Raw genomic sequence first — 24,591 nt, 5'->3', positions numbered from 1 at the left:
CTTTTTATATTATAATTGCAATTTACTAGGATGACTATAGGGATTATATTATTTATTTTTAATTCTGCTGATCAAAAATTCGGGCGTATTCCTGTTTTTGGAGAGCGTTAAGGATGTTTATCATCCTTAAGTTCAAGAATAGCGAGAAACTAATCGAAATAACGATGTTTTTCATCATTTCAGACGAAGAATTCGCGCCAAAACTCAAAAACTTTCACTTTAAGGATGTTTTTCATCATTAGCGACGGCTTCATTGGTAAATAGGGATGCATAACGATGTTTATCAACGTTACGTGGCTCATCCAGAAAGGATGCACAGGATGATCGAGCTAACCAACGCGGAAGAGTGAGTTGAGGCTGCCATCAGATAAACCTCTATCGAGGTTTTTCGAAGATGAGCGACCGCGTTTAACAACGAGGAGAGACTTTGGTCTACGACCAAAGATCCCTATATTAGGTTTTATTCGCCAAGAAGAATTTCGTTCTCCGATTAAGTCGGAAACTTATAAATTCTTATGTGGTCAAAAAGCCGGCTTCCGCCTTCCTTGATCGAGAGTCTTTGTATCGGTTGATGCAAAACAAATTACAACTAAGACATATATGTTTAAAAACATTCACTTGCTATCCGAGTAATGTTGTACATGCTGCGTCTTTAGGCAGACTAATTCATTGTTCCCACGCGAATATTGCATAAAAGAGACCGTCGATTCATTCATCCATCCAATTTTCTTCTATATTCAGATGTCTTAAATCGGAGTCCTTCTACCTATGTGCTCACTTGAGGATGCCAGATGAATGGATCCATATTCGCGGTTGAGTGATGTTGTAAAAAGTGCAACAATTTCTCCTTAAATCTTGCCTTTCCCCTTTCGTTGTTGCATATTGTAAAACAATTCGGTCCTATAAAGGCCATTTCGTAACAAATGGGTTCAAAATGTTGTACAAACTGCAACTTCAAGCTGCGAAATAGCCCTTTGGCTTGTGAATTGTTGTAGAAAGTGCAACATTGGTAACCACAATACCCAAAACCAATCACAAAACAGATGAACGATTCCATATTACCATTTAAGTCTGAGACATAATGAATGAATCGACGATCACTAAAAAAGGCAGGCTCTACGCAGCAGCGCGAACCCGCCTTCTATGATTAGTACTCTTCCCACTCCTGGCGGGCAAGGATTTTGCCCGATTTCTGCAGCTCATGCCGAATTGACTTGATAATATGCTGCATCCGAATGGGTTCGCCAGCCTCAGCAGCTAGGAATGCCGATGAAAGGACGACGTTCTTGATATTCCCACCGGCGATCTCATAGCGCTGAGCTAAATATTTGAAGTCGACATCCTCGCTAAGCGGGGCGGCAGGCGGAAACATGGAATACCAAATTTTTTCACGATATTCACTATCCGGAAAAGGAAATTTAATGACGTAATTGATCCGCCTCAGGAAGGCTTCATCGATATTATTTAATAGATTCGTTGCCAGCACCGTGATTCCTTGATACTCCTCCATCTTCTGAAGTAGATAGGCGGTTTCGATGTTCGCATATTTATCATGCGAATCTTTGACTTCCGAACGCTTTCCGAATAGCGCATCGGTTTCGTCGAAAAACAACACCGCATTGCTGAGCTGCGCTTCCTCGAAGATCTCATGCAAGTTCTTCTCAGTCTCACCAATATATTTGCTGATTACCTGTGAGAGGTCGACCTTGTAGAGCTCCAACTGAAGCTCACCGGCGACAACTTGTGCAGACATCGTCTTCCCCGTACCCGGTGGACCGGCGAACAACATACTCAGTCCCTTGCCGTAGGCCAGCTTCTTCTCAAAGCCCCAGTCGCCGTAGACAACGCCACGGTATTTCACTTGATTGCACGCATTGCGGAGCTGATCCTTCTGCTCAGGCGGGAGGATGACATCCCCCCACCCATAGCGAGGCTCAATGCGCGTTGCCTTGCGCTCGAGCTTGTGCTGCACCTGCTGGTAGCACGCCTTGTAGAGCGCATCTGCCCTCAGCGCGTACGGCGCAGCCACGTCGCCGGAGCCCTCCCGCGCCGGCTCACGCTGCCAGGCGGAGTACCCGCGCGCCAGCGTCAGCGCGCGGCGAATCTGCCCCGGGGTGAAGCGGAATTTCCCGCTCATCACCCGCCAGTCCACGTCCGCGCTCACGCCGAGCTCGCGCGCGAATGCCGTCCAAAGGCGCTCACGCCCGCCTTCATCCGGCACTTGCAGTTCGTGCTCAAGGAGCAGCCGCTCCTTGGGCTTCCACGTTAGCCGGTTGAACCGCCCGGCCAGCAGAAACACCATGCCGCCGTAGCCGTCCAGCAGCTCGTGAAACCACCAGAGTCGCCGCTGCGCAGCAAGATCCGGCTCCTCCGGATAGAGCGCCTCCAGCCGTGTGAAGCACAACACGGCTTGGTGCAGGATCGCTTCGCGAACAATCGCGCTCAGCTGATCTTCAAAACTCGCTGCGTGCAGAAGCACATCAGCGAGATCAACAAGCAGCAGCGGCTTATTGAAGTGGCTGCTGAGATGCTCCACCTGCAGCTTCTTGCCTGCGCCCGCATTCCCCCACAGGTGGAAGGCGAGCCGTTTGCGCTCAGCCGCCGGAGCCTGGAACGCGGCTTGGATGAAGCCCTGCAGCCGCTGCTGGAAATCCTCATGGACGAGCAGAGGCGCCAGCTCGTCATCCGGATAAACCATCCGAACCGCCGGCTTCAGCTTCGGGTCCATTTCACCGGAATCCAGCATGAATGAGATGATTCGCTTATCCAAAAGCAGCGGCCTCGACAATAACGTCTGGCCGCTAATTTCCTGCGCTTCGCGGTGAAGCGCATAGCGTGCCAGTCTACCCTCAGGCGCCATGAAGGTCGTTCTCGCTGCCCGCATGTCCTCAGGGCTGCTGCAAGCAATTTGCAGCGCCAGACTAATATTAGGCGTTTTGCTGGTTAGGTCATCTTGCAGAAAGCCGAAGATGCGTTCATATTTGCGATCCAGTTCTACCGCGAGTCCTAGCATAACGAACCGCTCTTCTACTGGAGAAAGCCCAAACACAGCAGATACATACGACAGAGGCAAGAACACGCCTGCCTTACGGCTTTCTTCACGTCGCAGGGCAATGAACGCCTCCGAATTCTGAATACTAGCCAACAGCTCGAGTTCTTCCCCATCAAGCTCCTCATCTCCACTTGGCCCGCCGATAAGGCGAATGAACTCATCTTCGGACACGAACATCCCGCGAAACGAATCCGTTTGCGGGTCGGGCGTTAGCTTTTGACGACGCTTATATAAAAGCTCAAGCTTTTTATCCAACAAGGTAAGCTCATCCTTATAATGTTCCCATGCATGTACGTAACCTTGAGCTGCCATAGCCCCTCCTGATAACCCTGATCTATATTTACAAAAAAATACAATCCCTCCCCTTCGTAAACAGCTTGCCTAAACGGGGTGTTATTCTTTACAATGATCTGATAAGGCTCAAAATGTTTTTCCAATAATTGCTAACCCGAAAGGAAAGTGGCCTCCTCTACATGGAACAACTTCCGGCTAATGATCATATATGGAATCGAAAACTTATACATATTTTATGGTGGATCCTATTAATCTATGAAATAGTCGCTATCCTTGGATTCTTCTTTAATATGCATGATCAGCCTCCGCAATGGTTTAACAGGTTCATGGAGGTTCAAATCATTACGGCCTGCCTACAGCTCATCTTAATGGGATCCGGTTATTTGGCTATTCACTTTCTGAAACGATACAGCGATTTTATCATGATTACATGGACCATGACCATGGTTTGTATCTTTATTATCTGTATTCCCGAGCTGATGAGCAGCTACGAATTAATTAGTATCCCTATTATTTTAGCCTCTATCTATTTCCAAAAGAAATATATTTTTTTCGCTTATAGTTTAGGCATTGTATATTTAATTTCATTACTAGTTTGTCAGGTATATCAAGGGCATGCCCTAACACCCTCTGATGTGATCGTTTCTATGACAGTCCTCAGCTCAACGGCACTTATCTGCTTTGCAATCATGAACAAAGGGCTAATTCTCATTACAGAGTTAAAAGATTCGGTCGTTCGCGAACAGGACCTCCTTATTCGAAATGTGATGATTGATCGGCTTTCCAAAGTGGATGCGCTCACCGAGCTGTTTAATCATCGTTCTTTTCAAGAACATACCGATCATCTGATTTCGCATATGCCCCATGATACGCCGCTTGAGCTTGCTCTTATCGATATCGATAATTTCAAAAGGATTAATGATACCTACGGGCATTGGGTCGGTGACATGGTTCTCAAAACGATCGGCTCCATTCTGAAGGAAGAGCTCGGCCCTGACGATATGTCTTTTCGATATGGTGGCGAGGAATTCGCCGTTTTGTTTGTAGGCAAATCACACGAGGAAGTTTTACATATTTGCGAAAAATTAATGGAAACCATCCGGAGTACCGAAATTCCTGAGATGCCGGATCAACCGTTAACGATGAGTATCGGACTCGCTAGCTATAATCGCAACACGATGAAAAAAGCCTGGTTCCAGCTTGTAGATGAATGTTTGTATACCGCCAAAAGAAATGGGAAAAACCGCATTCATTCACATATTTCCGAATAGATGTTTTCAGCTAGGAGCCCTAAAGCTTCTAGCTTTTTTTGGCCTCCAATTTCCATGTCATTACTTACCAACCGAAAACCCTCATAAAAGGAGTCGCCTCTTCCGAAATCATATTTATACACAGGGAGGTAGACACCATGAAGCCTAAGATTCTCGTTGTTGATCCGGTCCAAAGCCTTAGAGGTATTTTACGTCAAATTATTATTACGATGGGTTACGATGTACTAGAAGCAGCTAATGGTGCCGAGGCCATTCATGCGTATCAAGCCAACTTTCCGATTCTGACCACAATGGACCTGAATATGCCAGACATGACCGGTATAGATGTAATCCGAAAAATTAGAGAATTCGACCCTGCCGCCAACATTATGATGTGCTCTGCTTTGGAGCAAAAGACGATGATTATCGAGGCTATCCATGCGGGTGCCAAAGAGTTCGTTTCTAAGCCTTTCCGGGAACATAATATGAAGGAAACGATGCTGAAGCTGTTGATTGTGTAAGCGAGGAAGCAGGGTTAATTTAATAAAAAGATACGCCTCGTACATGTATTTGGTTGATTAGGTAAATAATAGCCAAAACCAAATGAGGTGGTAAACAAATGTGTCATTCCATATCTATTCTTGCTGATGTCAACGAGCTTGTTAAACAATTCCGCATTGATCGGCTGCTATCGTATAGCTCCAATCGTTATGAGGTGCGGCCGACAGAGTCTGTATCCGCTGTAATGATGAATAAAAAGGGAGAACGCATCCTTGATGAATTCCGTTGGGGTCTAATGCCGTTCTGGGCAAAAGATGCCGTATGCGGGGACCGCGATTCGATCTTCACCAATGTCGTCTTCGAGCGTATCGTCAGAAAACAGCGCTGTATCATTCCTTGCAGTGGATTTTATATTAGCGTGACGGAGGGAAAAGAGACAGAGTGGATTAAATTCAAAATGCGCAGCGGCACCTTTGGCATCGCGGGGCTGTATGATGTCTGGCGGGCTCCATCTGGTGAAGAGGAGCTTCGTACGTGCATGATGCTCATGACAGAAGCAAACTCACTCGTTTCTCCTTATCAACGCAGAATGCCTGCGATACTCGACCAGGATCAGGCCGAGATGTGGCTGCAGCCAGAGATGAAAGACAGCAGACTCCTCAGATCCATCCTTCGACCTGTAGATGATCTGCTTATGGTTGCAAATGTATTGTCGTCGCCTGAAGAGAAGCTGGAAAGCGGTTCGGATGTCAGTGTTTTTGTATGAAAAAAAGAGGGCTGCGTTTACACGCAAGCCCTCTTATTTGGTAATGATGGGCGGCAAGTCGCCACCCTCCCCGATCAATCGCACACCTTCCGCACAAACACCATAAGGCTCCCAACGGCATGTGGCACATAGATGACCAATGTCGCTCGGCTTCACACGGTCGGCTACTTGACCGCAAATCTCCGACCAGCTCAGCTCCATTTCCACTTGCAAGCCAAGCTTGGTGATGATTTCTGCATCGTGCTGATAGACGGTCCTATTTTCACAATGCGCTTCTTGATCCTTCGGGAAAGCTGCGCAAAGATCATCAGGTCCAAGAACAATGCGGATCATCGTTTCGGGCTTTTGACGTAATTCTTCGTAGACGGTCGTCATATTTTCGCAAAATTCTTTCGAGTAACCCATCCCTCTGTATCCTAACAGACAAAGTAAGTGATGTCCGCGAAGCTGGATCGCTTTGGTCATATTCTAGGGACACGGTACAATCCGTACCCTTCCATTTTGATGATTGGATCTTTATCTTCGACTAGTCCAGTCGTTTTGGAATGTAGGGCAACATCAATGAGCCAGCGTGTAAAATCCGCCACATTCATCGATTCCATCTCGGCCAAGCTGTAAAACCCTGCTGCATCGACCTCCACGCCGTCTGGCTGAGGCTCTCCGCTGATGTAATCCATTTCAAAAGCAATGTATACATTATGTATGCTTCTAGGCAAATCGCGCACGGCTACTAGGCGAGTGACAACCGCTTTGACTCCGCTTTCCTCCAACACTTCGCGTTCAATCGTATCTTGGATCAGCTCATGCTGCTCAATATAGCCACCCGGGTTGGTCCATCGACCTTTCCCTGGTTCCTGAGCCCTGCGTACAAGCAGCATCTTCTCATCCTTCATCACGAGTGCGCCTACACCGATGCTATAGTTACCCCAATGAACAAAGCTGCACTCCGTACAAGCTCTTCTAATCGTGCCATCCACATCACGCGACTCCAAAGCGGCTCCGCAGGTCATACAAAACTTCGCTTCCATCTATCTCATCTCCAACTTCCTATAGTCTCATTTCCAACTTCCATTCGAGTTTACTGTATGTAAGCTTACTGCTTAAAGTGGACTATAGGCAAATCCGATTCCGTACGTTTTCCGTTCATTGTATGGGAAATTAGAGATACTTCCTGCACTTGTCTTGCGATATCGCTGAATTAGGAAACGAGGTGGCTCTGAGTAAATAAGAGCTTCTAGGGGCTGCTATTTGGGCATTTGGAGGACTTCAAGTGGAAATAAGAGGTTCTAGAGACTCTTATTAGGCAGAATTTGTTGGGATTCGAGAGAATCTGAGCAAATAAGAGGTCCTAGGGACTGCTATTTTTACTTTTTGGTAAGTTTATACGAAAATAAGAGTCTTTGGAGACTCTTATTTCGCGGATTCGGCTGGCGAAAGAAAAACCCGCCACCCTATGGAGGAGCCCAGAGGGTGACGGGGTGCGGTTGACAGAACGGGGTGGGTGGGTGTTTTGTTGGTTTGTTTGGTTTGTTTGGTTGGTTTGGTTGGTTTGGTTGGTTTGGTTGGTTTGATTGGTTTGTGAGTTCGTCGGTTGGTCGGTGAGGGGTGGCAGATTTTACTGTTACAACTAGTTTGACGGGCAAGATGCCGCATCTTACTACACCAAAAACATCGCCACGACCGTCGTCACCGCGAGGCCGATGAGCACAGGCAGCAGATTCCGGCGCGCCAGCTCGAACGGACTCACGCCGCAGATGGCCGCTGCCGGAATCAGCGCCCATGGAATCAACGTGCCGCCGCCGACCCAGATGGCGGCCACTTGCCCGAGCGCTGTGAGCACAGCCGCGCCGGAGCCAATGGCGGTTGCGAATAGCTGCGCAATCGAGCCCGCAAGGGAGATGCCGGAGAAGCCCGAGCCGTCTAGGCCCGTAATGGCGCCAACGACAGTGAGCGTCACGGCACCGACCGCGCCGTTCAGCGGCACCTGCCCCGCGAGTGCTACACCCAGATCGTTCACGATCCCGTGCGAGCCTTGCGGAAGTATTTTGCCGAACAGCTCCGTGAAGGCGGAGTCGCCTAGATAGAAGAAAGCGGCAATCGGGATCACGGGGCCGAAAACTTTGAAACCGAATACAAAACCTTCGATGAGGTAAGAAGTCGTTTGTTCTAGTCCTTGATTCCGATGCGCGAGCAGTGTCACCGCAATGAGAATGAATACGGCGGTGCCTCCAACGAGAGCTGTCGCATCTCCACCTTGCAGATTAAGCACGAACATCGCAATGACATCTAAAGCGAAGAGCAAAGGAATTATAACCGCCAGAGTTTTCTTCAGATTCGGCGCTAAATTAACTTTAGCCTGCCCGACAGCTGAAATAAGCGAGCCACTATCTCCTGGACCACTCGCTACTAGGCCATTTCGCCACGTTCCGTTCTTCATATCCCGCCGCATCATCCAAAAAGCGGTGATCGTCGTGACAAGCCCCATCACGATAACCAGCGGAATGCTTGCCTCCATGACGGCAGTCACTGGTAATCCAGCTGCATCTGCTGTTAATTTAGGAGCTCCCTGTATAATATAATCCCCCGAAAGCGCAATCCCATGTCCGAATAAGTTCATCGCCATAGCAGCACCTAGTGCTGGCAGACCAACACGGACGGCCACAGGCAGCAGAACAGCTCCAATGAGCGCGACACCGGGAGACGGCCAGAAAAACCATGATGTCACCATCATAATGATACCGATACCCCAGAAAGCTAAAGCAGGCGTTCGCATAAAACGGGTTAGCGGAGCGACCATGGTTTCATTAATCCCTGTTCGAATGAGCACACGGCTCATCGCTACAATAATGGAGATAATCATGATGGTTCCCATCAGCTCTTTAGTTGCATAAATGAAGCTGTTGAAAATACCAGAAACGGAGCCGCTCAACGTTTCCGTTGCCAGCAAGCCAAGCGCGAAAATACCAACTACACAAATCATTGTTGTGTCTCTACGCTTGATTAAAAGGGTAAGAATAAAACCGATAAATACTAAATAGACCCAATGAATCGGCAATAATTGAATGTCCACCCTAGATCACGCACCCTCTCTGCCCATACAGCATTTGGTGCTACATTGTATGCTAGGCTGGGCGGAGGAGTTCGTGTGAATTCGGGTTGAGCGGCACCTTGTGGTACAATAGAAGAACTATTTTAACCAAGTTAGGGGAATGCCGAGGATGGCTAGAAATCAACGCTTAGTAACGGATACCGATTTTCAAGATGCTGTTGAAAGACAGGCTGTCGTCCGTGTTTTCAAAGATGATCACATTGTGGATTCGAATGCGGTTGTATTGCGTTTCAGTGAAAAAACAGTGGTCGTACAAACTCGTGTTAGTGATTTGACGTATTATGATCGAGAGGCTTGTGAATTTTTTGAAATGAAAAAACGATAGCTGCTGCAGCTATCGCTTAGTTTAAGGTATAGGAAGCTAGTAGTACGAAGCGGTAACCCGCTTTTTGAAGCTCAGGAATAGCTTTCATAATGCCTTCTGCCGTATCTTTCTCCGGATGGTTCATATGAGCTAGTACGATAGAACCGCTTCGGGCTTTTAACAGTGCTTTGTATACCTGATCCGTGTTATAAGTCGCTCCAGCGTCGCCGAGTACATTGTATCCAGCCAACTGAAAGCCTAAATCATGAACAACTTCTGCAGCAATATCATCATAATAGGCTGTGCCGGAACGAAAAAATAAAGGGCGCCGCCCAGTCAGCTTCTCGATCTGGTCAGCATTGTCTTTCACTTCATGAATAATATCGTTCACATTTTTGGTTCCCGCGATGCCATACGCCAACTTGCCATTTACGGACAAGGGCCGATGCTCGGTCCCATGATTTTCAATCTCAAACAGCGGGTTTGCGGCCAATTTGGCAAATATGTCCTTATTGGCCGTTATCCATCTCGCATTGATAAATAAGGTTGCCGGGATGTTCTCCTTGATCAAATAGTTGATCAGCTTCTCATCGTACCCACTGCCCTCCTTCCCACCGCATGCGTCAAAAGTCAGCGCAATCACTTGATCCTTCGTAGTAAGATGTGTCCGAACACCAGGGACATTTTCGCCCCATTTCTTAGGTTTTGCATTTCCGTAACGCTCGATCAATGTCTTTTCCAAAGTCGTAAAAGCCGGACTAGGCGATGAACTTTGGTCGCTTGAAGCCGCCGATGGTATCGTCGGAGTATCCATTGCTGCTGGGGCTGGTGCTGCCGTGGTCTCTTTTGGTGTTTCTATCGGTATCTCTTTTGATATTCCTGTTGTTATTGGTGTTTCTATTGGTGTTGGTATTGATTTGCCCATCTCACAGGATGACAACGCTATCATTACGAAAAGAAAGAAAAGGAGGCACACTGTGCGCTCCCTCATTTGTGTTTACGCCAATCCAGACTGCTCTTACTCAGCAGATGTCCAAAATCATTCTCAAGCCGTTTTTCTTCTGCTTTGCGAGCAGCTTCCGCCTTCGCTCTCTCAGCATCTTTCTTCGCTTGTTCCTCTGCTTTCATGGCATCAGCCTGCGCTTTGAGTCCCTCAAGTATTTCCGGGCGCAGTAAATCCTTAAGTGTTGCAGGTTTATCTTGCACGCTGGTAACAGCAGGAGTAGACGACCATTTTTTCTTAGCCATAACGGGTTCACCTCAGTTCAGTTTCTCCCTATTATTGTACACTTCTACTCGTGCAAATGATACGGTACCGTCGCCACGACGATATCTTTATCAGCTTGCAGCTTCGAACGAATGCGTGCAGCAGACTGGTTATGAAGCAGTCGATGCCACCATTTTTTCGGCATAAATTGCGGTAAAATAACCATAATGTTTTGTTTTTCCGAAACATGCGTGTCAATTCTCTCAATAAATTCAGCCAGCGGCTTCAGTATCGTCCGATAACGAGATTTAAAAACAACCAATCGAACGCCCGGATCCCACTTATCCCACTTCTCCTGCATCAATTCTTCATCTTCATCGGAGAACGAAACATAGAAGGCAATCACGTTTGGAGACAACGATTTCGCATAGTTCAAGGACTGTGCCACAACCCGATGAATGCCCGCCACAGGCACAATAATCAAAGGCTCCTTCGTGCAAACCCGCTCAATCGTTATATCAATACGCAATTGCTTCGCTACATCATCGTAGTGATGACTAATTTTCGTAATTAACCAAAGCAGCAGCGGGGTTATAATAATAACAATCCACGCACCTTCGGTAAATTTAGTGATGGAAAATATGAGTAAAACAGCAAGAGAAACGATCCCGCCTAAACCATTGATGAGCAGCTTTCCGATCCAACCTTTCACTCGCTCTCTCAACCATTTACGAACCAAGCCGCCTTGCGCAAGTGTAAATGATAAAAACACGCCAATCGCATATAGAGGAATGAGTGCATCGGTCTTACCTTTGAAACCAATCAGAAGAATACTGGCAAGCACACCAAGTGTGATAATACCATAGTGAAACGAAAGTCGGTCTCCCCGGAAGGAGAACATGCGCGGGAAGTTTTTATCCTGTGCCATGATGGATGCTAAGATTGGAAAGCCGTTGAAGCTAGTATTAGCAGCCAAAACCAGAATGAGCATGGTACCAATTTGAGTTGCGTAGTACATCGCCCCACGACCAAAAGCCTGCTCTGTCACCATCGATAATACAGATGTATGGCCATTAGGATCAGGTACAATACCATAACCCAGAGCTAACACCGTTACGCCGCCAAACACGATAGCCAAAAGTGTCCCTAAGGATACTAACGTGCGCTTCGCGTTTTTCACGGATGGTGAGCGGAAATGCGGCACGGCATCGGAGATGGCCTCGATTCCCGTCACGGCTGAACACCCGGAGGAAAATGCTTTTAAAAGAACGAATAACGTTAATGAACTCGTCATTGAGCTCGGAGCAAACGCTATGGGATGCGTATTCATGGATCCCGTCAGCATATCGTATATGCCTTTGCCCACTAGCACTAAAATACATAGAATAAAAAAGTACGTTGGAATAGCGAAAATCGTACCTGATTCCGAAGTTCCTCGCAAATTAAGCCAAACCATGATCCACACGAGAACTAAAGTAATCGGAACAATGTACGGCACCGCCGATGGAAAAGCTGACGTAATCGCCTGCACACCGGCTGAGATCGAAACGGCAACGGTAAGTGTATAGTCAATAAGCAGCGAAACCCCAGTCAGCCTCCCCCAAACCATACCTAGGTTTTCTTTGGAAACCATATACGCTCCGCCACCTTGCGGGTAGGCCTCTATCACTTGTCTATAGCTAAAAACTAGCAGCATAATCAGAGCAATAATGGATATCGCAATGGGCAATGAGAACGCAAAAGCGGCAATACCAACAGTCGCGAGTTCTAACAGAATCTGCTCAGTCCCGTAGGCAACTGACGATAAGGCATCCGAGGATAGGATCGGCAATGCTTTCCAAACCTGCATTTTTTCGGATTCCATTTCGCTGGATTTAAGCGGTTTGCCAAACATAATTTTTTTCAATGAATCGCTTGTCATTCGTGCTAGTTCCCCCAATTAAACCTAATATCTGACATCAAACTGCGTTTTAGGACGCAAAAAAACACAAGGATAGACCTTGTGTTTATACACATGTTCTCCTTCCCACGGTCGCTTACGAGGTTAGCTGTCGGGTTCGGGCCGCGAGAATCTGCCCTAAATGGTACCATACTTAAGCACCTTTACTCACCCCATGAAACTTGTGGTTCCCCCGCTTTTCTAATAAGAAAATTAAGCGAAATATTCAACTGTAACGTACGAGTTGAATACTACTCTCTTCTAGCAGCTTAGTAAAGGATTGAAAAAACTTAAAAAGATAACTCCAACCACTTCATTCACTCAATAATACGCTTACAATCATACGATTCATTGATTTACTTCCATTCTCTTATTACATCGTGGTTTTTTAAGCATTTCTTAATGAGTTGAGTAATTAATGAAGCAAAATAAAGGAAAATATTGGATTTTAATGATAACTCCTATGCAAACGAGGATCTGTGTTGAACCCACAAGCTGAGAAAAAGCTAGCCATTCTCAAATGGACAGCAAAATAGACGGCTTACACCGTCATTGGTATCCGTGTAAAGTTGTACTTTGTGCAACAATAAGCAAGCTAATCCGCGTTATCCACGCGATTGTTGCAAAAAATACAACACTTTTAGCCTAAATTAGCTATATAGCCCATAAAAAGGATAAATTGTTGCAGAATATACAACATTCTGAGCTTTCCATGCAGAAATCAAGGAAATTGTTGTACGCAGTACAACTTGCCTCTCTAATTCTCCATTTTATTTGAATCATCCTTTTTGTCTGAACCAAGAACACATAAGCAACGCTAAATAAAACAGTTATGCCAAAGATCTGAAGCCACGCCTTTACCGCATTTATTTTCACATTATAACTTATACTCGAATACACACCCTTTGTTGGTTGAAAGGAAACATCCAACCTGGATACCCAGATCGATTGATAACCTTGTTTTTCTGGAAAAGGAAACGGACTATTCGATAATAGGTAATCATCAACTGGGACGGCAAGAAAGCAAATAATGATGATAACGACAGCATAAACAGCCAAAAGCTTCTTACGGTGTGAGGTAACTTCCAAATTCACATCTTCTTTCGTTTTTGATTTTCAAAGCTCTTCAACGACAATGCCTTGGGCAAATTGGTCACTTAGCAAAGGTGCCCTCTCCTCTCATTCCCAACATATTTTGAGAATACATCTAGGCCAGCTTTGGCTGCTGAATAAACACTCATACCAGAAAGATGATTTTTCGAGGACATAGAGGAAACATTTAATACACGTTTTGGAATCTGAAGGTGTTGGGAAAACCAAATGAACATGGAAGTTAAAAGGATTGGAGCCAGCAAATTTACGTGGACACTCGTAGTCAACTCTTCGGTACTTCCATGCTCAATACTGGATATTGGGGTTACAACTGCAGCTCACTCTCAACAACTAAGCCCTCGTTCCTATTCCTGGAAATACAAAGCAGATGATGTTCAGAGGATATAAGCCTACGAGCAAGTGCTTCACCTAAACCTCTTGATGTCCCTGTTATTATAAAGTACTTCAATCAAATACCTTCCCCCAAAATTAGTACCTGATACTAACTCATCCGAGTATAATCCATAATTTGGAAAAATTCAATGTAAATCGGAGCTACAACGGCAGCCCTTCTCACTTTCTTATTACAAGGAATAAATTTCCTTCTCCCAAGGAAACCTACTTTCAGGTGAATAACATGAATCAGACAGAAACAAATGATATGGCCAGACTTAAACTTCAATTTGAATCAAATAGTGATTTTGTGATGGAACGAAAACAACTTTTGGGTCATGAAGTTGTATTTTGTTATTTTCGCCCCTTTGTTAACCTTGCACAAACGAATCAATTATTATCTTGGATGGAGTCCAGTCCAATCAGTGATTGGCTTCAGCAAATAAGCCTATTGAATGGCCAATTAAACGCTTCTTACGACCTGCAGTTGAGCAGCTTATTGGAAGGTAATTTAGTTATTTATTTACTCGATAACCCTATAAGAAATTTTGTTATCGAGCCCGTTCCGTCAACGATTAGGAGAACGCTAAATGTTCCACAAAATGAAAATGTGATTGAGTCTTCCTTCGGAGCATTTAATGAGGATTTGGACACGAATATGGCGCTGATCCGCGATGAGCTAAGATCCCCTAAACTAACCATGAATACCATGATGATGGGGACAAAACAACCAAAAAGAACCACCTTAACTTATTTATCCGACTCTGTTAATCGTAAGCTGCTTTCATCCTTAATGAAGAAGCTAGAGGCAAATAAAGCAAAGGAATTTAAACATTTGCAAGAAATCATCAAGGTTTTGGGAGAAGGGAATTTCAGCCTTATTTCCCCTTGTCTAACTTCTGAGCGGCCGGCAGAAGCAGCGGACCATTTGAAAAATGGCCGTGTTATCCTGTTTATCGAAGGACTTCCGTACGCTTTTGTTATGCCAGTTATTATTACAGATCTCTGGTGCTTGAACTCCGATCGTAACTTCCCTAAGATTACAATGATTACCATTCGGATGCTTCGGTTTATCGGCATGTTTATCGCTTTAGTCTTACCTGCTCTATATGTATCCTTGGTCTCTGTGAATCCAGAAGTATTGAGAATCCAGCTAGCCTTGTCAGTTGCCCAGAGCCGTGAAGGGGTACCCTATCCGGCCTTTTTGGAAGTCATTTTTATGTTAATTGTTCTAGAGATGCTCATTGAAGCGAGTATTCGCCTTCCCAAAAGTATAGGTCCCTCGATAACAACAGTAGGTGGAATTATTCTCGGGCAAGCCGTTGTCAGCGCAAAATTGGTAAGTAATCTATTCATTATTGTTTTGGCAGCTTCCGCTTTAGCGAATTTTACATTGAACGGGGTACAAAATGCCTTGTTTATTCGAATATCAAAATATGTTTTGATCGTATTTAGCGCCATTTTTGGTGTTCTCGGTACGATTGGCGGAATCATTTGGCTATCCATCTATATGGCCTCTATCACGACATTTGAAGTCGCCTATATCAATGTAAATGTAAAGGAAGGTCCCCAGGATGGTTAATAAAATATCCGTCTATCTGACATTCATCACTGTACACTTCGGGCTGATATTTTTCGTATATCCTGAGAAAATATTTGAATCGACAAGCAAAGGTCATTGGGAAGCTATACTGTTAGGCTGCCTATTTGAAGTAGCTATGATGTGGATCTATCTAAGGGGCCTTTCAACTTTCCCTAACATGACGATCGTTCAGATTTGTAAACAAGTATTGGGCCCCTGGCTGTCAAGAATCATCCTAATCCCAATCATGTTATATTTTCTTGCAACTCTAGTATTAATTTCTAGGGTATATTCGGAAATGATGGCCATCGTCTTTTTACCAAAAACGCCGATCTGGGCTTTACTCTGTTTTATCTTCTTGGGCTTGTTTGCAGCCTGGTGTGGTATCAAAACTGTACTAAGAACGAGTGTCATTATCTCGGTTTTGTTCATACCATGGATTTTTGCAGCACTCAGCAGCTCCGTGACAAATTTCGATATCCGTAATGCATCCCCAATTTGGAACACTAACTTTGATTTTTTGAAGCATCCTGCTTATTATTCGAGTTTTTTCGCTTTTTCAGGGTTTTTATTTTTGGGTATGATTCACCCTTTTTTTCGAAATGTCGTGGGCAGCCGCAATGTATTCATTCTTTTGATTGCAGGCTTGTTTCCTTTTTATTTGGCAGCCGTTTATATCCCCCTTCTCATTTTCGGACAAGAGACTGTCATTCAACTCCAATTCCCTCTTCACACGGGGATGGATACGATCGATATGAGCTGGTCCATATTCGAGAGAATGACGCTGTTTTACACAACTTCTATGATTGCTTTTTTAGTTCTCTATAGTGCGGTTTTAATTTGGCTTATAGCTGAGATGTTTCGGGGCATTGTAGTTCCCTTATCCAATAAGTGGTTAAGTGTAATTATTTCAATCATTGCCTACTTTCTTAGTTCACTGGTTCCAGGTTGGTCTGAAACAGAACACCTAATTGGGCTGGATACTGGGCTCCGAGCTTATAGTATCTTTGTCTTTCCAATCGTAATTGGGATTATTGGCGCACTGCAAAGGAGGCGAATTAACCAAGGATGACATACATATTTCGTTCAGTCTTAGTACTCCTAACTATATTCCTGTTATCGGGCTGTTGGGACAATAAGGATATCAATAAAAGGATACTGCCTGTAGCGATGGCTATAAGTCAAACAGATGCAAAAACGTATAGAGTTGGGCTTCGAGTGCCTCAACTTGATTCAACTAATATGACGCCACGAATCATAACTGGGGAAGCCTCAACGATCAGTGAAGCCTTGGATCGGATGCGTGGTAATGTAGAAAGCAGTATTGATTTACTGCATCTCAAACTTCTGATGATTGATGAAAGAACCGCTAAGCTTGGTATAAAAGAAGTGCTTGAATATGCCATTAGGTCTCATGACATTGCACCTAAAGCGCTGGTTTCTGTGTATAGAGGTGATTTAATTGAAATGTTAAACAGAAAAGAGCAAGGCGGAGCGGAGGGAGGCACTGCAAGCTATGATTTTTTCAACAAGCTGGCTGGCTGGACCCCCAATACTTCTATTGTGTATTTATGGGAAGCTTTTCGAGGGGGCTTTTCACATACGGAAGATTATGCGCTTCCTATCATTAAACCTGGAGAGCGTACAATGTTTAAGTTAGATGGTTCCGCCATCATGAGTCGGGGAGTTATGGTTGGAACGATTTCTTCAGATGATACGCTCATATACAACATTATGAAAGGTGATTTTCAGGGGGCTAATGTAGAAGTAATGGAGCATGCCAGCGTTCTCCTAGTCGACGTGGATTATAAGCACCGTCATCATTGGGATGGCCATACACCGCAAGTGGAAACGGATATGAAGGTCGTTGGCATGCTTCTGGAGACGAAGGGCAACCCCAGTAAAGAACAGATTAAGGATGAGCTCCAAAACTTGTTGAGTAAGCGGGCTAAAGCTATGATTTCAAAACTGCAGGAAAATCAATCGGATTTGTTTGGTTACGGACAATATTTCCGTAATGATCTTTCCCATGTTCAATTAAAGGAATGGAGAAAAACCTGGTATCCACAGCTGAAAGTGACATTAAATGTGAAAGTGAATATTAGAAATAGTGGGAATTTGAAATTTAATACGATTGATTCGTGAACATAAGGGCAGAAAAGACAGAAAAACACAGCTTCCAAGCTGCATTTTTTCAGTCTTCTTCTATTTCTATGAACGCTTCAAACCTAACTTTTCAACATCTGCCAGCCACTTTTCACGCTGTTTATCCGTTGAAGACTTAACGGGAGTTATTTCTGTAATCTTGACGGGATTGACTCCACTGAATTGCAAGGTCCCACGTTTCATGACATGATGCCCTGCTTGTTTGTACACCCATCGATAGTACCAGGAAGGTGTGTCCATGGTTACTATGAGACGAGCAGACTTCCTACTCAATAATTTGTCCCAGAACATGGAATTGGGGCGATTCCGATAGGCGAAGCCTGGTAGAAATACACGATCGATGAACCCCTTTAGGATCGCCGGGACCGTCCCCCACCATATCGGATATACGAACACCAGATGATCCGCCCAACGGATCGTCTCTTGAGCCGCAAGCAAATCCTCTTCTAGCTCCAGCCGTTGATGGTAACCGTATTTCAAATTCGGTTCAAAAGACAAAGAGCCTATATGAATGCTGCGTACCTCCGAGCCGCTAGCGATTGCACCTTTCTTGTAGGCCTCCGATAACGCTGTGCAATAGCTCTTGGCAAAGGGATGTCCGTTAATAATGGCTATGTTTGGTTGCATATTCCTGCCTCCTCGTGACTCTTTTTATTCATCTTTCATCACTGTGCGTGTTAAGATAAAGTAAGAATAAGCCATTTGGATCTAGAAAAGTATGATCAAACATGCCAAAATCTTATTCTTATGTGCAAAAGGGAGGCCTCGGGCGTTGTTATCAAGCTACACTGGATTATCTGTATCCCTTGTTTATCCGATTATCAAAGCGATTGTGTTCAAGGGACATAACAAAGACGATTTTTTCAAAAGAGCAAATATAGATGAGTCCATTCTTCATGACCCTGAGGTTCGGTTGTCGGAGGAGGATTTCGAACGTTTGACGGAATTAGCCGCTGCGATCACATCGGATGACATGTTCGGATTACATCAAGGACAGAACATAGAGGTTTCTGATTTGGGGATTCTAGGATATGTGATGCTCCACTCAAAAACTATCGGTCAAGGCTTAGCTGCTTTTCAAAAATATAATATGATCGTATGTGATGGATACAATATCATTTGGCACATAGAAGAGAATGACGTTATCATCGGGTTGTCCTACAATCGTCCTCACAAGCAACCAGCCCGACACTGCATAGAGGATATGGCTAGTTCTTTGTACCATTTGATGATAAGGCTAAGCTGCAGAAATATTACTTTAAAAGAGGTGCATTTCACTCATGCTCTCTCCACAGAAATTGACGCCTATACATCCGTACTGGGAATAAAGCCGCAGTTTGGTGAGGATTCGAATGCAATTCGTATAAGCAAGGACATTCTGGAATACCCCATTTTACTAGCGGACTCCAAGCTATTGGGGACCTTCGAGGCTATCGCGGAGGAAACCAGACACAGACTCATGCAAGGTCGAACATTTTCCGACCAATTATACAATTGGATCATGAAGGACATGCCGATGCCTTTTCCGAGCTTAAAAGAGACGTCGATGGCTTTCAAAATGAGTGTTAGAAGTATTCAGGCAAGGTTAAAGCTGGAAAACACTACCTATCAAGACATCATGAATCGAGCTCGGAGAGAGCTTGCTGTTGGTTATTTGGCTAAACCGGAATATAAAATAGGAGAGGTCGCTTACCTTCTTCACTTCTCAGAGCCAAGTGCCTTTCAAAGTGCTTTTAAGAAGTGGACAGGGGTAACACCAAGGCAGTATAGGATGGATTTATTGAAACATCTTTAACTATGATTACATCCAAAACCATGAAAGCCCGAAGGGGCTTTTTTTACGTTACTCCAATGTTTAAAAACTACATCGCCAGACCGAGAGCTTTTTAAAGCTTGCGTCCGATGAGTGAAACTCCTTGAAGATCTATACTTAGAGAAGCGTTGAGGAGTTTAATTAAAGATGAGGTGTAATCATGAAAAAGCAAGGAAACAACAAGACATTAGTTCTAATCGGCCTGCTGTTAGGCCTGGTATTCTCTGAGTTGGATCAAACCGTCGTATCGACGGCTCTGCCGACCATTATTCGTGATCTGCACGGCATGACACTTTACGGCTGGGTAGCCGGGATTTACATGCTCTCGATTACGATGTTCATGCCGATCTTCGGCAAGCTTGCCGATATTTATGGCCGCAAGAAGATTTATTTAAGCTGTGTCGCCCTATTCATGGTCGGATCCATCATCAGCGGACTCGCTGATTCGATGACCACACTGCTAATCGGAAGAGGGGTTCAAGGAATCGGAGCCGGTGGACTCATGCCATTAGCCATGATCATCATCGGTGATACATTTCCGTTGGAGCAACGAGCCAAGGTCCAGAGCCTTGTCGGTCCGTTATTGATTCTGCCTCAACTGATCGGACCTACGATTGGCGGATATTTTGTGAGCTATGTGAGCTGGCATTGGATCTTTTTGATCAACATTCCTATTGGGCTTATCGCTGCCTTTATCGTTTCCAAAGGCTTGCGTGAAACGGCCAGCACCGAGAAAAAATCCATTGACTGGGCAGGAGCCTTTACACTCGTTCTAGCCATGCTCTCACTTCTTCTAGCTCCGGTCTTGATCGATATCAAGGGCTATACGTGGTGGTCCCCCGTTATTATCGGCTTATTGGCGTTATTCGCAGCTCTTACCATACTTTTTATCCGAATCGAATCGAAGGCTAAGGAGCCGATCATTCCGCTTGTTCTCTTCAGAAATCGGTCCGTCGTCGTATTGTCCTGTATCGTATTCCTAACCATGCTTGGTGTCATGGGAGGCATGTCGGGATTCCCATTTTTCGCGCAGAATGTCATGGGTATGTCACCAACCGCATCCGGTTACTTGTCGCTAGCCTTCATGGCAGGCGCCATTCCGGCGAGTATCCTTTGCGGTAATCTCATAACGAAGATCGCCTACAAGAATCTCTTCATCGTATCGTTTATCTTCCCGATCGTAAGCTATGTACTGCTATCACGCATACATGTTGATACAACAGTTATCTACATTATCGCAGCGTTCTTCATTTTGGGACTTGGGATCGGCGTTCTATTCGGTTCAGACAATCTGATCGTACAGGAGTCCGTAGCGAAGGAGCACAGCGGAGTCGGAGTAGCAACGGTTCAGTTGTTCCAGGCCATTGGTACCACGCTAGGATTTAGTATCTTCGGAAGTTTGCTTTCCAGAAATATCGCCAGAGGTTTATCGGGATTATCGGACCAATTCCCAGAAGGAACTGCAGAGACAATCCTGAACGGAGGCATCCCACAAGGGCTTTCAGCGGACATACTGCTGCGGATCAAAATGGTATTTACCGAAGCGTTCCAACACATTTTTGCAATAGGCATCATATTCGCCATTGTAGCTTTCATAGCTTGCTGGTTCATGAGAAAAGAAGTGCTGACGAATGCGGAAGAAGCTTTGACTGCAAAAGAAGCTCTGAGGAAAACAGAAGAAGCTTTGATTTCAAAAGAAACTCTGACGAACACATAAGATGCTTTGACTGCAAAAGAAGCTCTGAGGAAAACAGAAGAAGCTTTGATTGCAAAAGAAACTCTGATGAACACATAAGAAGCTTTGATTGCAAAAGAAAACTACAAATACATGACAAAAATAGACGGCTATAATTATGACTTAAATATATGACTAAAATCAGGGCTTGCGCCGTCCTTACACGAGTTTGTTGCATCAACCCTTCACGAGTGCGTGTAAGGTTGATGTAACGCAGGTTACGTCCAAAAGATGTAATGAGATAGAGACATTTCCTTGCTTACTCCGTGGAAGTTGTATATTGTACAACATTTGGCAATCTTTTCCGCCTCATTCATGCAATTGTTGCAAAAAATACAACAATTTCACCCAAAAGTAGCTATATACCCTATAAAATAGCTAAATTGTTGTACAGCATACAACATCCTGAGATTAACCAGAAGAAATCGAGGAAATTGTTGTACGCTGTACAACTTTCCTTTCTATTTCTCCATTTCCCCAGAAACGAACAAGCAAGTAAACCAACAAGCAAACAAACGATTGAATAAACCAACCATCAAACAACCAAACTAACGATCGAACGAACGAACCCATAATCAAACCATTAAACCAATATCGCATAGTCACTTACCGAATGATTATGCATGTCTCCACAATCTCACTCAGCTCAGCAAAATCAATAGCTAACTAAATACGGGGGAAGTTTGGACTCCCCCTAACCCGCCAAAAAAGTTCTGGGGTCAAGAAAAAAACTGGAAAGATAATCAGATTAATTTCTGATCTTCTCAATCCAGTTTTTGCTTTTCGTCTTAATTAATTCGGCACGTGATAATTGCGGGCTGTTGTTTTTTGTTTGAAAATCATTTTTTTCCATATGAGCGGGATGCCGCCAATGAGATATAAATAGCGAGCATCGATGACTTTCTTCAGGAGAGCGGCGAATTTGCCTCTGACTTTCTTCACTTTGAGTAAGCCCACTGCCTCTCCTCTGCCCAAGGATGCCACAGTCCCTTTGAAATCGTATGCGAAGGGCTTAAGGTCTCGGCCGCGAACGGCAGATAGAAGATTTCTCGCTACGTTGTAGCCTTGCTGAACGGCAATCTGGGCATTCGCAGGATAAGGCGTCCCCTCAGGGCTCATCACAATGGAGCAATCACCTGTAATAAATACATCCGGATACTGGTAAGAGCGCAAGCATTCGTCAACTTTGACCCTTCCCCGCTGTACATCGAATCCTGCTTGCTGTATCAAGGAATTCCCGCGAATGCCTCCCGACCAAACAATAGTGCCTGCACGAATGAACTCGCCATTGCCTAGAATAACACCATGCGGCGTACACTCCTTAATGGGTGTGGATAGTTTATACTGAACACCTTTGCGGCGCATGACTTCCATGCCGTATTCAACAAGATCTTCAGGTAGACCAGGAGGCAGCGCCGATGGGGAGGCTTCGATATTGATGATTTTCACAGTTGACGGGTCGACGTCATAGGTCCTACATAGCACAGGGATCCGATCCGCCAGTTCCCCCACAAACTCTGTTCCAGTAAAGCCTGCACCTCCAACCACAAAAGTGAGGTACTCAATCCTCTTCGGCTCCATTTTTGACTTGGCAAACATATATTCAATGTGCTGGCGAATAAAGCGCACGCTGTTAATGCTCTTAATTGACATCGCATATTCATTCATCCCAGGAATGCCGAATGTTTCGGTCTCACTCCCCAGCCCAATAACCAGATAATCGTAGGAGAGGTCCCTATCGCCGAGCACAACCTTCTTTTCCTCGGGTAAAATTTGACTTACCGTTGATTTCACAAAATGAATCTTACGCTCATCAATCAAATCCGCAATCGCCACACGGGCATTATCGTGATGATCGGTACCGGCAGCCGGCATATGCAGATGTGTGGTGATGTAGTGATAGTCATGTTTGTTCACCAAGGTAACATCCATCTCACTTGCTTTCATCCGCTTCTGAAGCCTAATGGCTGTGACCAGACCACCGTAACCTGCGCCAAGAATAACCACTTTCGGTTTGCTCATTGAAATCCTCTCCTCCGATTTGTGAAATAAATCACATATTATTGTGAAAAATATCACATACTTTTATAAGATGAGCCGATGAACGACTCTTTCTTTTATAATATGCTATTTCTCACAGGAAATCACTATAAATTTGACCAGTCTATGAACAAAAAAAGTATTATTTACACTCGAAGCCGTCGCCCTCCGCTTTATCATGTAATCTGCGCAAGCGAAAACAGTTCATTCCTGCCACGCCGAGCTCCTCCAGCAAACCAAAGTTGGCCCAAGCGCCCACCACCGCCCCGATGCCGGGAACGAGCTGAAGCATTTTACGAAAATCAATCGTATCCCGGTATTCCTGCTGCAGCTGCTGCCAATCCACTTGATTCATATAGTCCTCAGCCGGTGGAAAGGAATGCGAAATGGTATGCCAATTCTTAATGGTATGAAGAAGACCCGGCTTCTTATTCGGACTGGAGAAGGCCAGCTGAAACACATAGAGAATGAACAACCGCTCCCGGTAATCTTTCGTCGAGTAGCCGTACGCATGCGCCAGCTCAAATAGGAATTTCAATTTAATGCCGATCAGAATCGGGAAATCCGCCAGTCCTAGCAGAATTCCGCCCGCTCCCGTACCAGCTCCTTCTGCTGCGGCAATCTTTTTATATAGGGATAATAATTCCTCAGCTTTGGCATCGCTATCTGCTAAGGAAACGCCGTATAGCGGGTCGTTTTGGGGGATGTAATTCATCCCGAATAGGGTCGTTTGCACGATTCCTTTGACGGTCGCGGTTATTGTCTTATGAACCTTATCAGGAATCAAATTATTGATGCTGGTTTGAACAGATTTGGAGGCTCTTTCCATCAGGTTGGGAACCCTTTGCTGCCGGATTTCCCAGCGTTTCAGCTTTTTTAACATTTGCTGCTCATAGATTGTGTACGCTGTTTCCATTCTCGTCACCGCCAACTCTGATCTTCATTTAAGTATAGTATACGGGGCGATTGGTCTCAAGATGACGGGGTGAGTGGCGGAGAGTGTGAATCGGCAAGGGGAGCGAGAAGTGCAGCAAATAAAACCTGGCTGATGGCCAGGTTCTTGTCTAAAGCCGACGCTTGAGCATGAGGAACGAACTTCTCTTTGATATCACTCGCACGTTTAAATCCCAATCCACCATCTTCTCGTCTGTAAAGATGAAATACATCGTTACAGACACGTTTTCACTTCCCCTTGCGACTGTAACGATGAAAAATATCTTTACAGCTTCGCTCAGCGCATAAAACTGCTTTTTCCTCGTTTGTAAGAATACAAAACATCGTTACAGACACGTTTTTCATTTTCCCTCGCGACTGTAACGATGAAAAATATCTTTACAGCTTGTCACAA

20 protein-coding genes and 1 riboswitch are annotated in these 24,591 nt (G+C 45.0%); of the genes, 9 read left to right on the top strand and 11 right to left on the bottom strand.

What is annotated here, in order from left to right:
* Positions 1-1,147: 1,147 nt before the first annotated feature.
* A complete protein-coding gene (locus ASD40_RS15250; RefSeq protein ID WP_057304091.1) occupies positions 1,148-3,364 on the bottom strand; it encodes an ATP-binding protein in 2,217 nt (738 codons plus the stop codon).
* Positions 3,365-3,525: 161 nt separating this feature from the next.
* Here ASD40_RS15250 and ASD40_RS15245 point away from each other — a divergent pair, with 161 nt between their 5' ends.
* The 3 genes from ASD40_RS15245 (at position 3,526) to ASD40_RS15235 (ending at position 5,863) form a co-directional block, all read left to right on the top strand.
* Positions 3,526-4,617 carry a GGDEF domain-containing protein gene (locus ASD40_RS15245; RefSeq protein ID WP_057304090.1) on the top strand — a complete coding sequence of 364 codons (1,092 nt, stop codon included), beginning with the start codon at positions 3,526-3,528 and terminating at the stop codon, positions 4,615-4,617.
* Between the two features lie 137 nt (positions 4,618-4,754).
* A complete protein-coding gene (locus ASD40_RS15240; RefSeq protein WP_057304089.1) occupies positions 4,755-5,117 on the top strand; it encodes a response regulator in 363 nt (120 codons plus the stop codon).
* A 98-nt stretch (positions 5,118-5,215) separates the two neighbouring features.
* Complete coding sequence (locus ASD40_RS15235) at positions 5,216-5,863, top strand: SOS response-associated peptidase (RefSeq protein WP_057304088.1); 648 nt, start codon at positions 5,216-5,218, stop codon at positions 5,861-5,863.
* A 33-nt stretch (positions 5,864-5,896) separates the two neighbouring features.
* On the opposite strand, the gene ASD40_RS15230 is transcribed toward ASD40_RS15235, so the two are convergent.
* The 3 genes from ASD40_RS15230 to ASD40_RS38615 form a co-directional block, all read right to left on the bottom strand.
* Entirely contained in the window at positions 5,897-6,268 is a 372-nt protein-coding gene (locus ASD40_RS15230; protein WP_235549272.1) for a DUF1284 domain-containing protein, read from the bottom strand.
* Between the two features lie 56 nt (positions 6,269-6,324).
* On the bottom strand, positions 6,325-6,891 hold the full coding sequence (locus ASD40_RS15225; protein ID WP_057304086.1) for an NUDIX hydrolase: 567 nt from the start codon (positions 6,889-6,891) through the stop codon (positions 6,325-6,327).
* Between the two features lie 629 nt (positions 6,892-7,520).
* Positions 7,521-8,933, bottom strand: coding sequence for a hypothetical protein (locus ASD40_RS38615; protein ID WP_057304085.1), 1,413 nt, complete (start codon positions 8,931-8,933; stop codon positions 7,521-7,523).
* A gap of 148 nt (positions 8,934-9,081) precedes the next feature.
* Between ASD40_RS38615 and ASD40_RS15215 the strand changes: the two genes are divergently transcribed.
* The gene (locus ASD40_RS15215) at positions 9,082-9,297 is read left to right on the top strand and encodes a hypothetical protein (RefSeq protein WP_057304084.1); all 216 of its coding nucleotides are present in this window, start codon (positions 9,082-9,084) and stop codon (positions 9,295-9,297) included.
* A gap of 16 nt (positions 9,298-9,313) precedes the next feature.
* Here the strand turns inward: ASD40_RS15215 and ASD40_RS15210 are convergent, their stop codons facing one another.
* The 4 genes from ASD40_RS15210 to ASD40_RS39395 all read right to left on the bottom strand — a co-directional run bounded on the left by ASD40_RS15210 (position 9,314) and on the right by ASD40_RS39395 (position 13,825).
* Entirely contained in the window at positions 9,314-10,201 is an 888-nt protein-coding gene (locus ASD40_RS15210; RefSeq protein ID WP_235549271.1) for a polysaccharide deacetylase family protein, read from the bottom strand.
* A 62-nt stretch (positions 10,202-10,263) separates the two neighbouring features.
* Complete coding sequence (locus ASD40_RS15205; RefSeq protein WP_057304082.1) at positions 10,264-10,524, bottom strand: YqkE family protein; 261 nt, start codon at positions 10,522-10,524, stop codon at positions 10,264-10,266.
* 44 nt (positions 10,525-10,568) lie between these two features.
* On the bottom strand, positions 10,569-12,404 hold the full coding sequence (locus tag ASD40_RS15200) for an APC family permease (protein WP_057304081.1): 1,836 nt from the start codon (positions 12,402-12,404) through the stop codon (positions 10,569-10,571).
* A 97-nt stretch (positions 12,405-12,501) separates the two neighbouring features.
* Positions 12,502-12,652: riboswitch (cyclic di-AMP (ydaO/yuaA leader) on the bottom strand.
* A gap of 927 nt (positions 12,653-13,579) precedes the next feature.
* Entirely contained in the window at positions 13,580-13,825 is a 246-nt protein-coding gene (locus ASD40_RS39395; RefSeq protein ID WP_442952676.1) for an SDR family NAD(P)-dependent oxidoreductase, read from the bottom strand.
* A gap of 326 nt (positions 13,826-14,151) precedes the next feature.
* Between ASD40_RS39395 and ASD40_RS15190 the strand changes: the two genes are divergently transcribed.
* Genes ASD40_RS15190 through ASD40_RS15180 form a run of 3 tightly spaced genes read left to right on the top strand, consistent with a single transcriptional unit; the run spans position 14,152 to position 17,634 of the window.
* Positions 14,152-15,489, top strand: coding sequence for a spore germination protein (locus ASD40_RS15190; protein ID WP_057304079.1), 1,338 nt, complete (start codon positions 14,152-14,154; stop codon positions 15,487-15,489).
* Positions 15,482-16,561, top strand: a complete 1,080-nt coding sequence (locus ASD40_RS15185) for a GerAB/ArcD/ProY family transporter (RefSeq protein WP_057304078.1) — start codon at positions 15,482-15,484, stop codon at positions 16,559-16,561. Before ASD40_RS15190 ends, ASD40_RS15185 begins: the two co-directional genes overlap by 8 nt.
* Positions 16,558-17,634: a Ger(x)C family spore germination protein gene (locus tag ASD40_RS15180; RefSeq protein WP_057304077.1), complete on the top strand. Its 1,077-nt coding sequence runs from the start codon at positions 16,558-16,560 to the stop codon at positions 17,632-17,634. Before ASD40_RS15185 ends, ASD40_RS15180 begins: the two co-directional genes overlap by 4 nt.
* Before the next feature lie 66 nt (positions 17,635-17,700).
* Here ASD40_RS15180 and ASD40_RS15175 read toward each other — a convergent pair whose 3' ends face one another.
* A complete protein-coding gene (locus ASD40_RS15175) occupies positions 17,701-18,282 on the bottom strand; it encodes an NAD(P)H-dependent oxidoreductase (RefSeq protein ID WP_057304076.1) in 582 nt (193 codons plus the stop codon).
* Between the two features lie 145 nt (positions 18,283-18,427).
* Between ASD40_RS15175 and ASD40_RS15170 the strand changes: the two genes are divergently transcribed.
* Together ASD40_RS15170 and ASD40_RS15165 are read left to right on the top strand one after the other, a co-directional pair.
* A complete protein-coding gene (locus ASD40_RS15170) occupies positions 18,428-19,450 on the top strand; it encodes an AraC family transcriptional regulator (protein ID WP_235549270.1) in 1,023 nt (340 codons plus the stop codon).
* A 178-nt stretch (positions 19,451-19,628) separates the two neighbouring features.
* Complete coding sequence (locus tag ASD40_RS15165; RefSeq protein ID WP_057304074.1) at positions 19,629-21,185, top strand: MDR family MFS transporter; 1,557 nt, start codon at positions 19,629-19,631, stop codon at positions 21,183-21,185.
* An 810-nt stretch (positions 21,186-21,995) separates the two neighbouring features.
* On the opposite strand, the gene ASD40_RS15160 is transcribed toward ASD40_RS15165, so the two are convergent.
* Positions 21,996-23,225, bottom strand: a complete 1,230-nt coding sequence (locus tag ASD40_RS15160; protein ID WP_057304073.1) for an NAD(P)/FAD-dependent oxidoreductase — start codon at positions 23,223-23,225, stop codon at positions 21,996-21,998.
* A gap of 160 nt (positions 23,226-23,385) precedes the next feature.
* Positions 23,386-24,159: an EcsC family protein gene (locus ASD40_RS15155; RefSeq protein WP_057304072.1), complete on the bottom strand. Its 774-nt coding sequence runs from the start codon at positions 24,157-24,159 to the stop codon at positions 23,386-23,388.
* Positions 24,160-24,591: the final 432 nt, after the last annotated feature.

The sequence above is a fragment of the Paenibacillus sp. Root444D2 genome (assembly GCF_001426375.1).
GTDB lineage: Bacteria > Bacillota > Bacilli > Paenibacillales > NBRC-103111 > Paenibacillus_E.
Note: the sequence above shows the minus strand (reverse complement) of the source record. Positions and strands in the feature narration are given on the sequence as shown.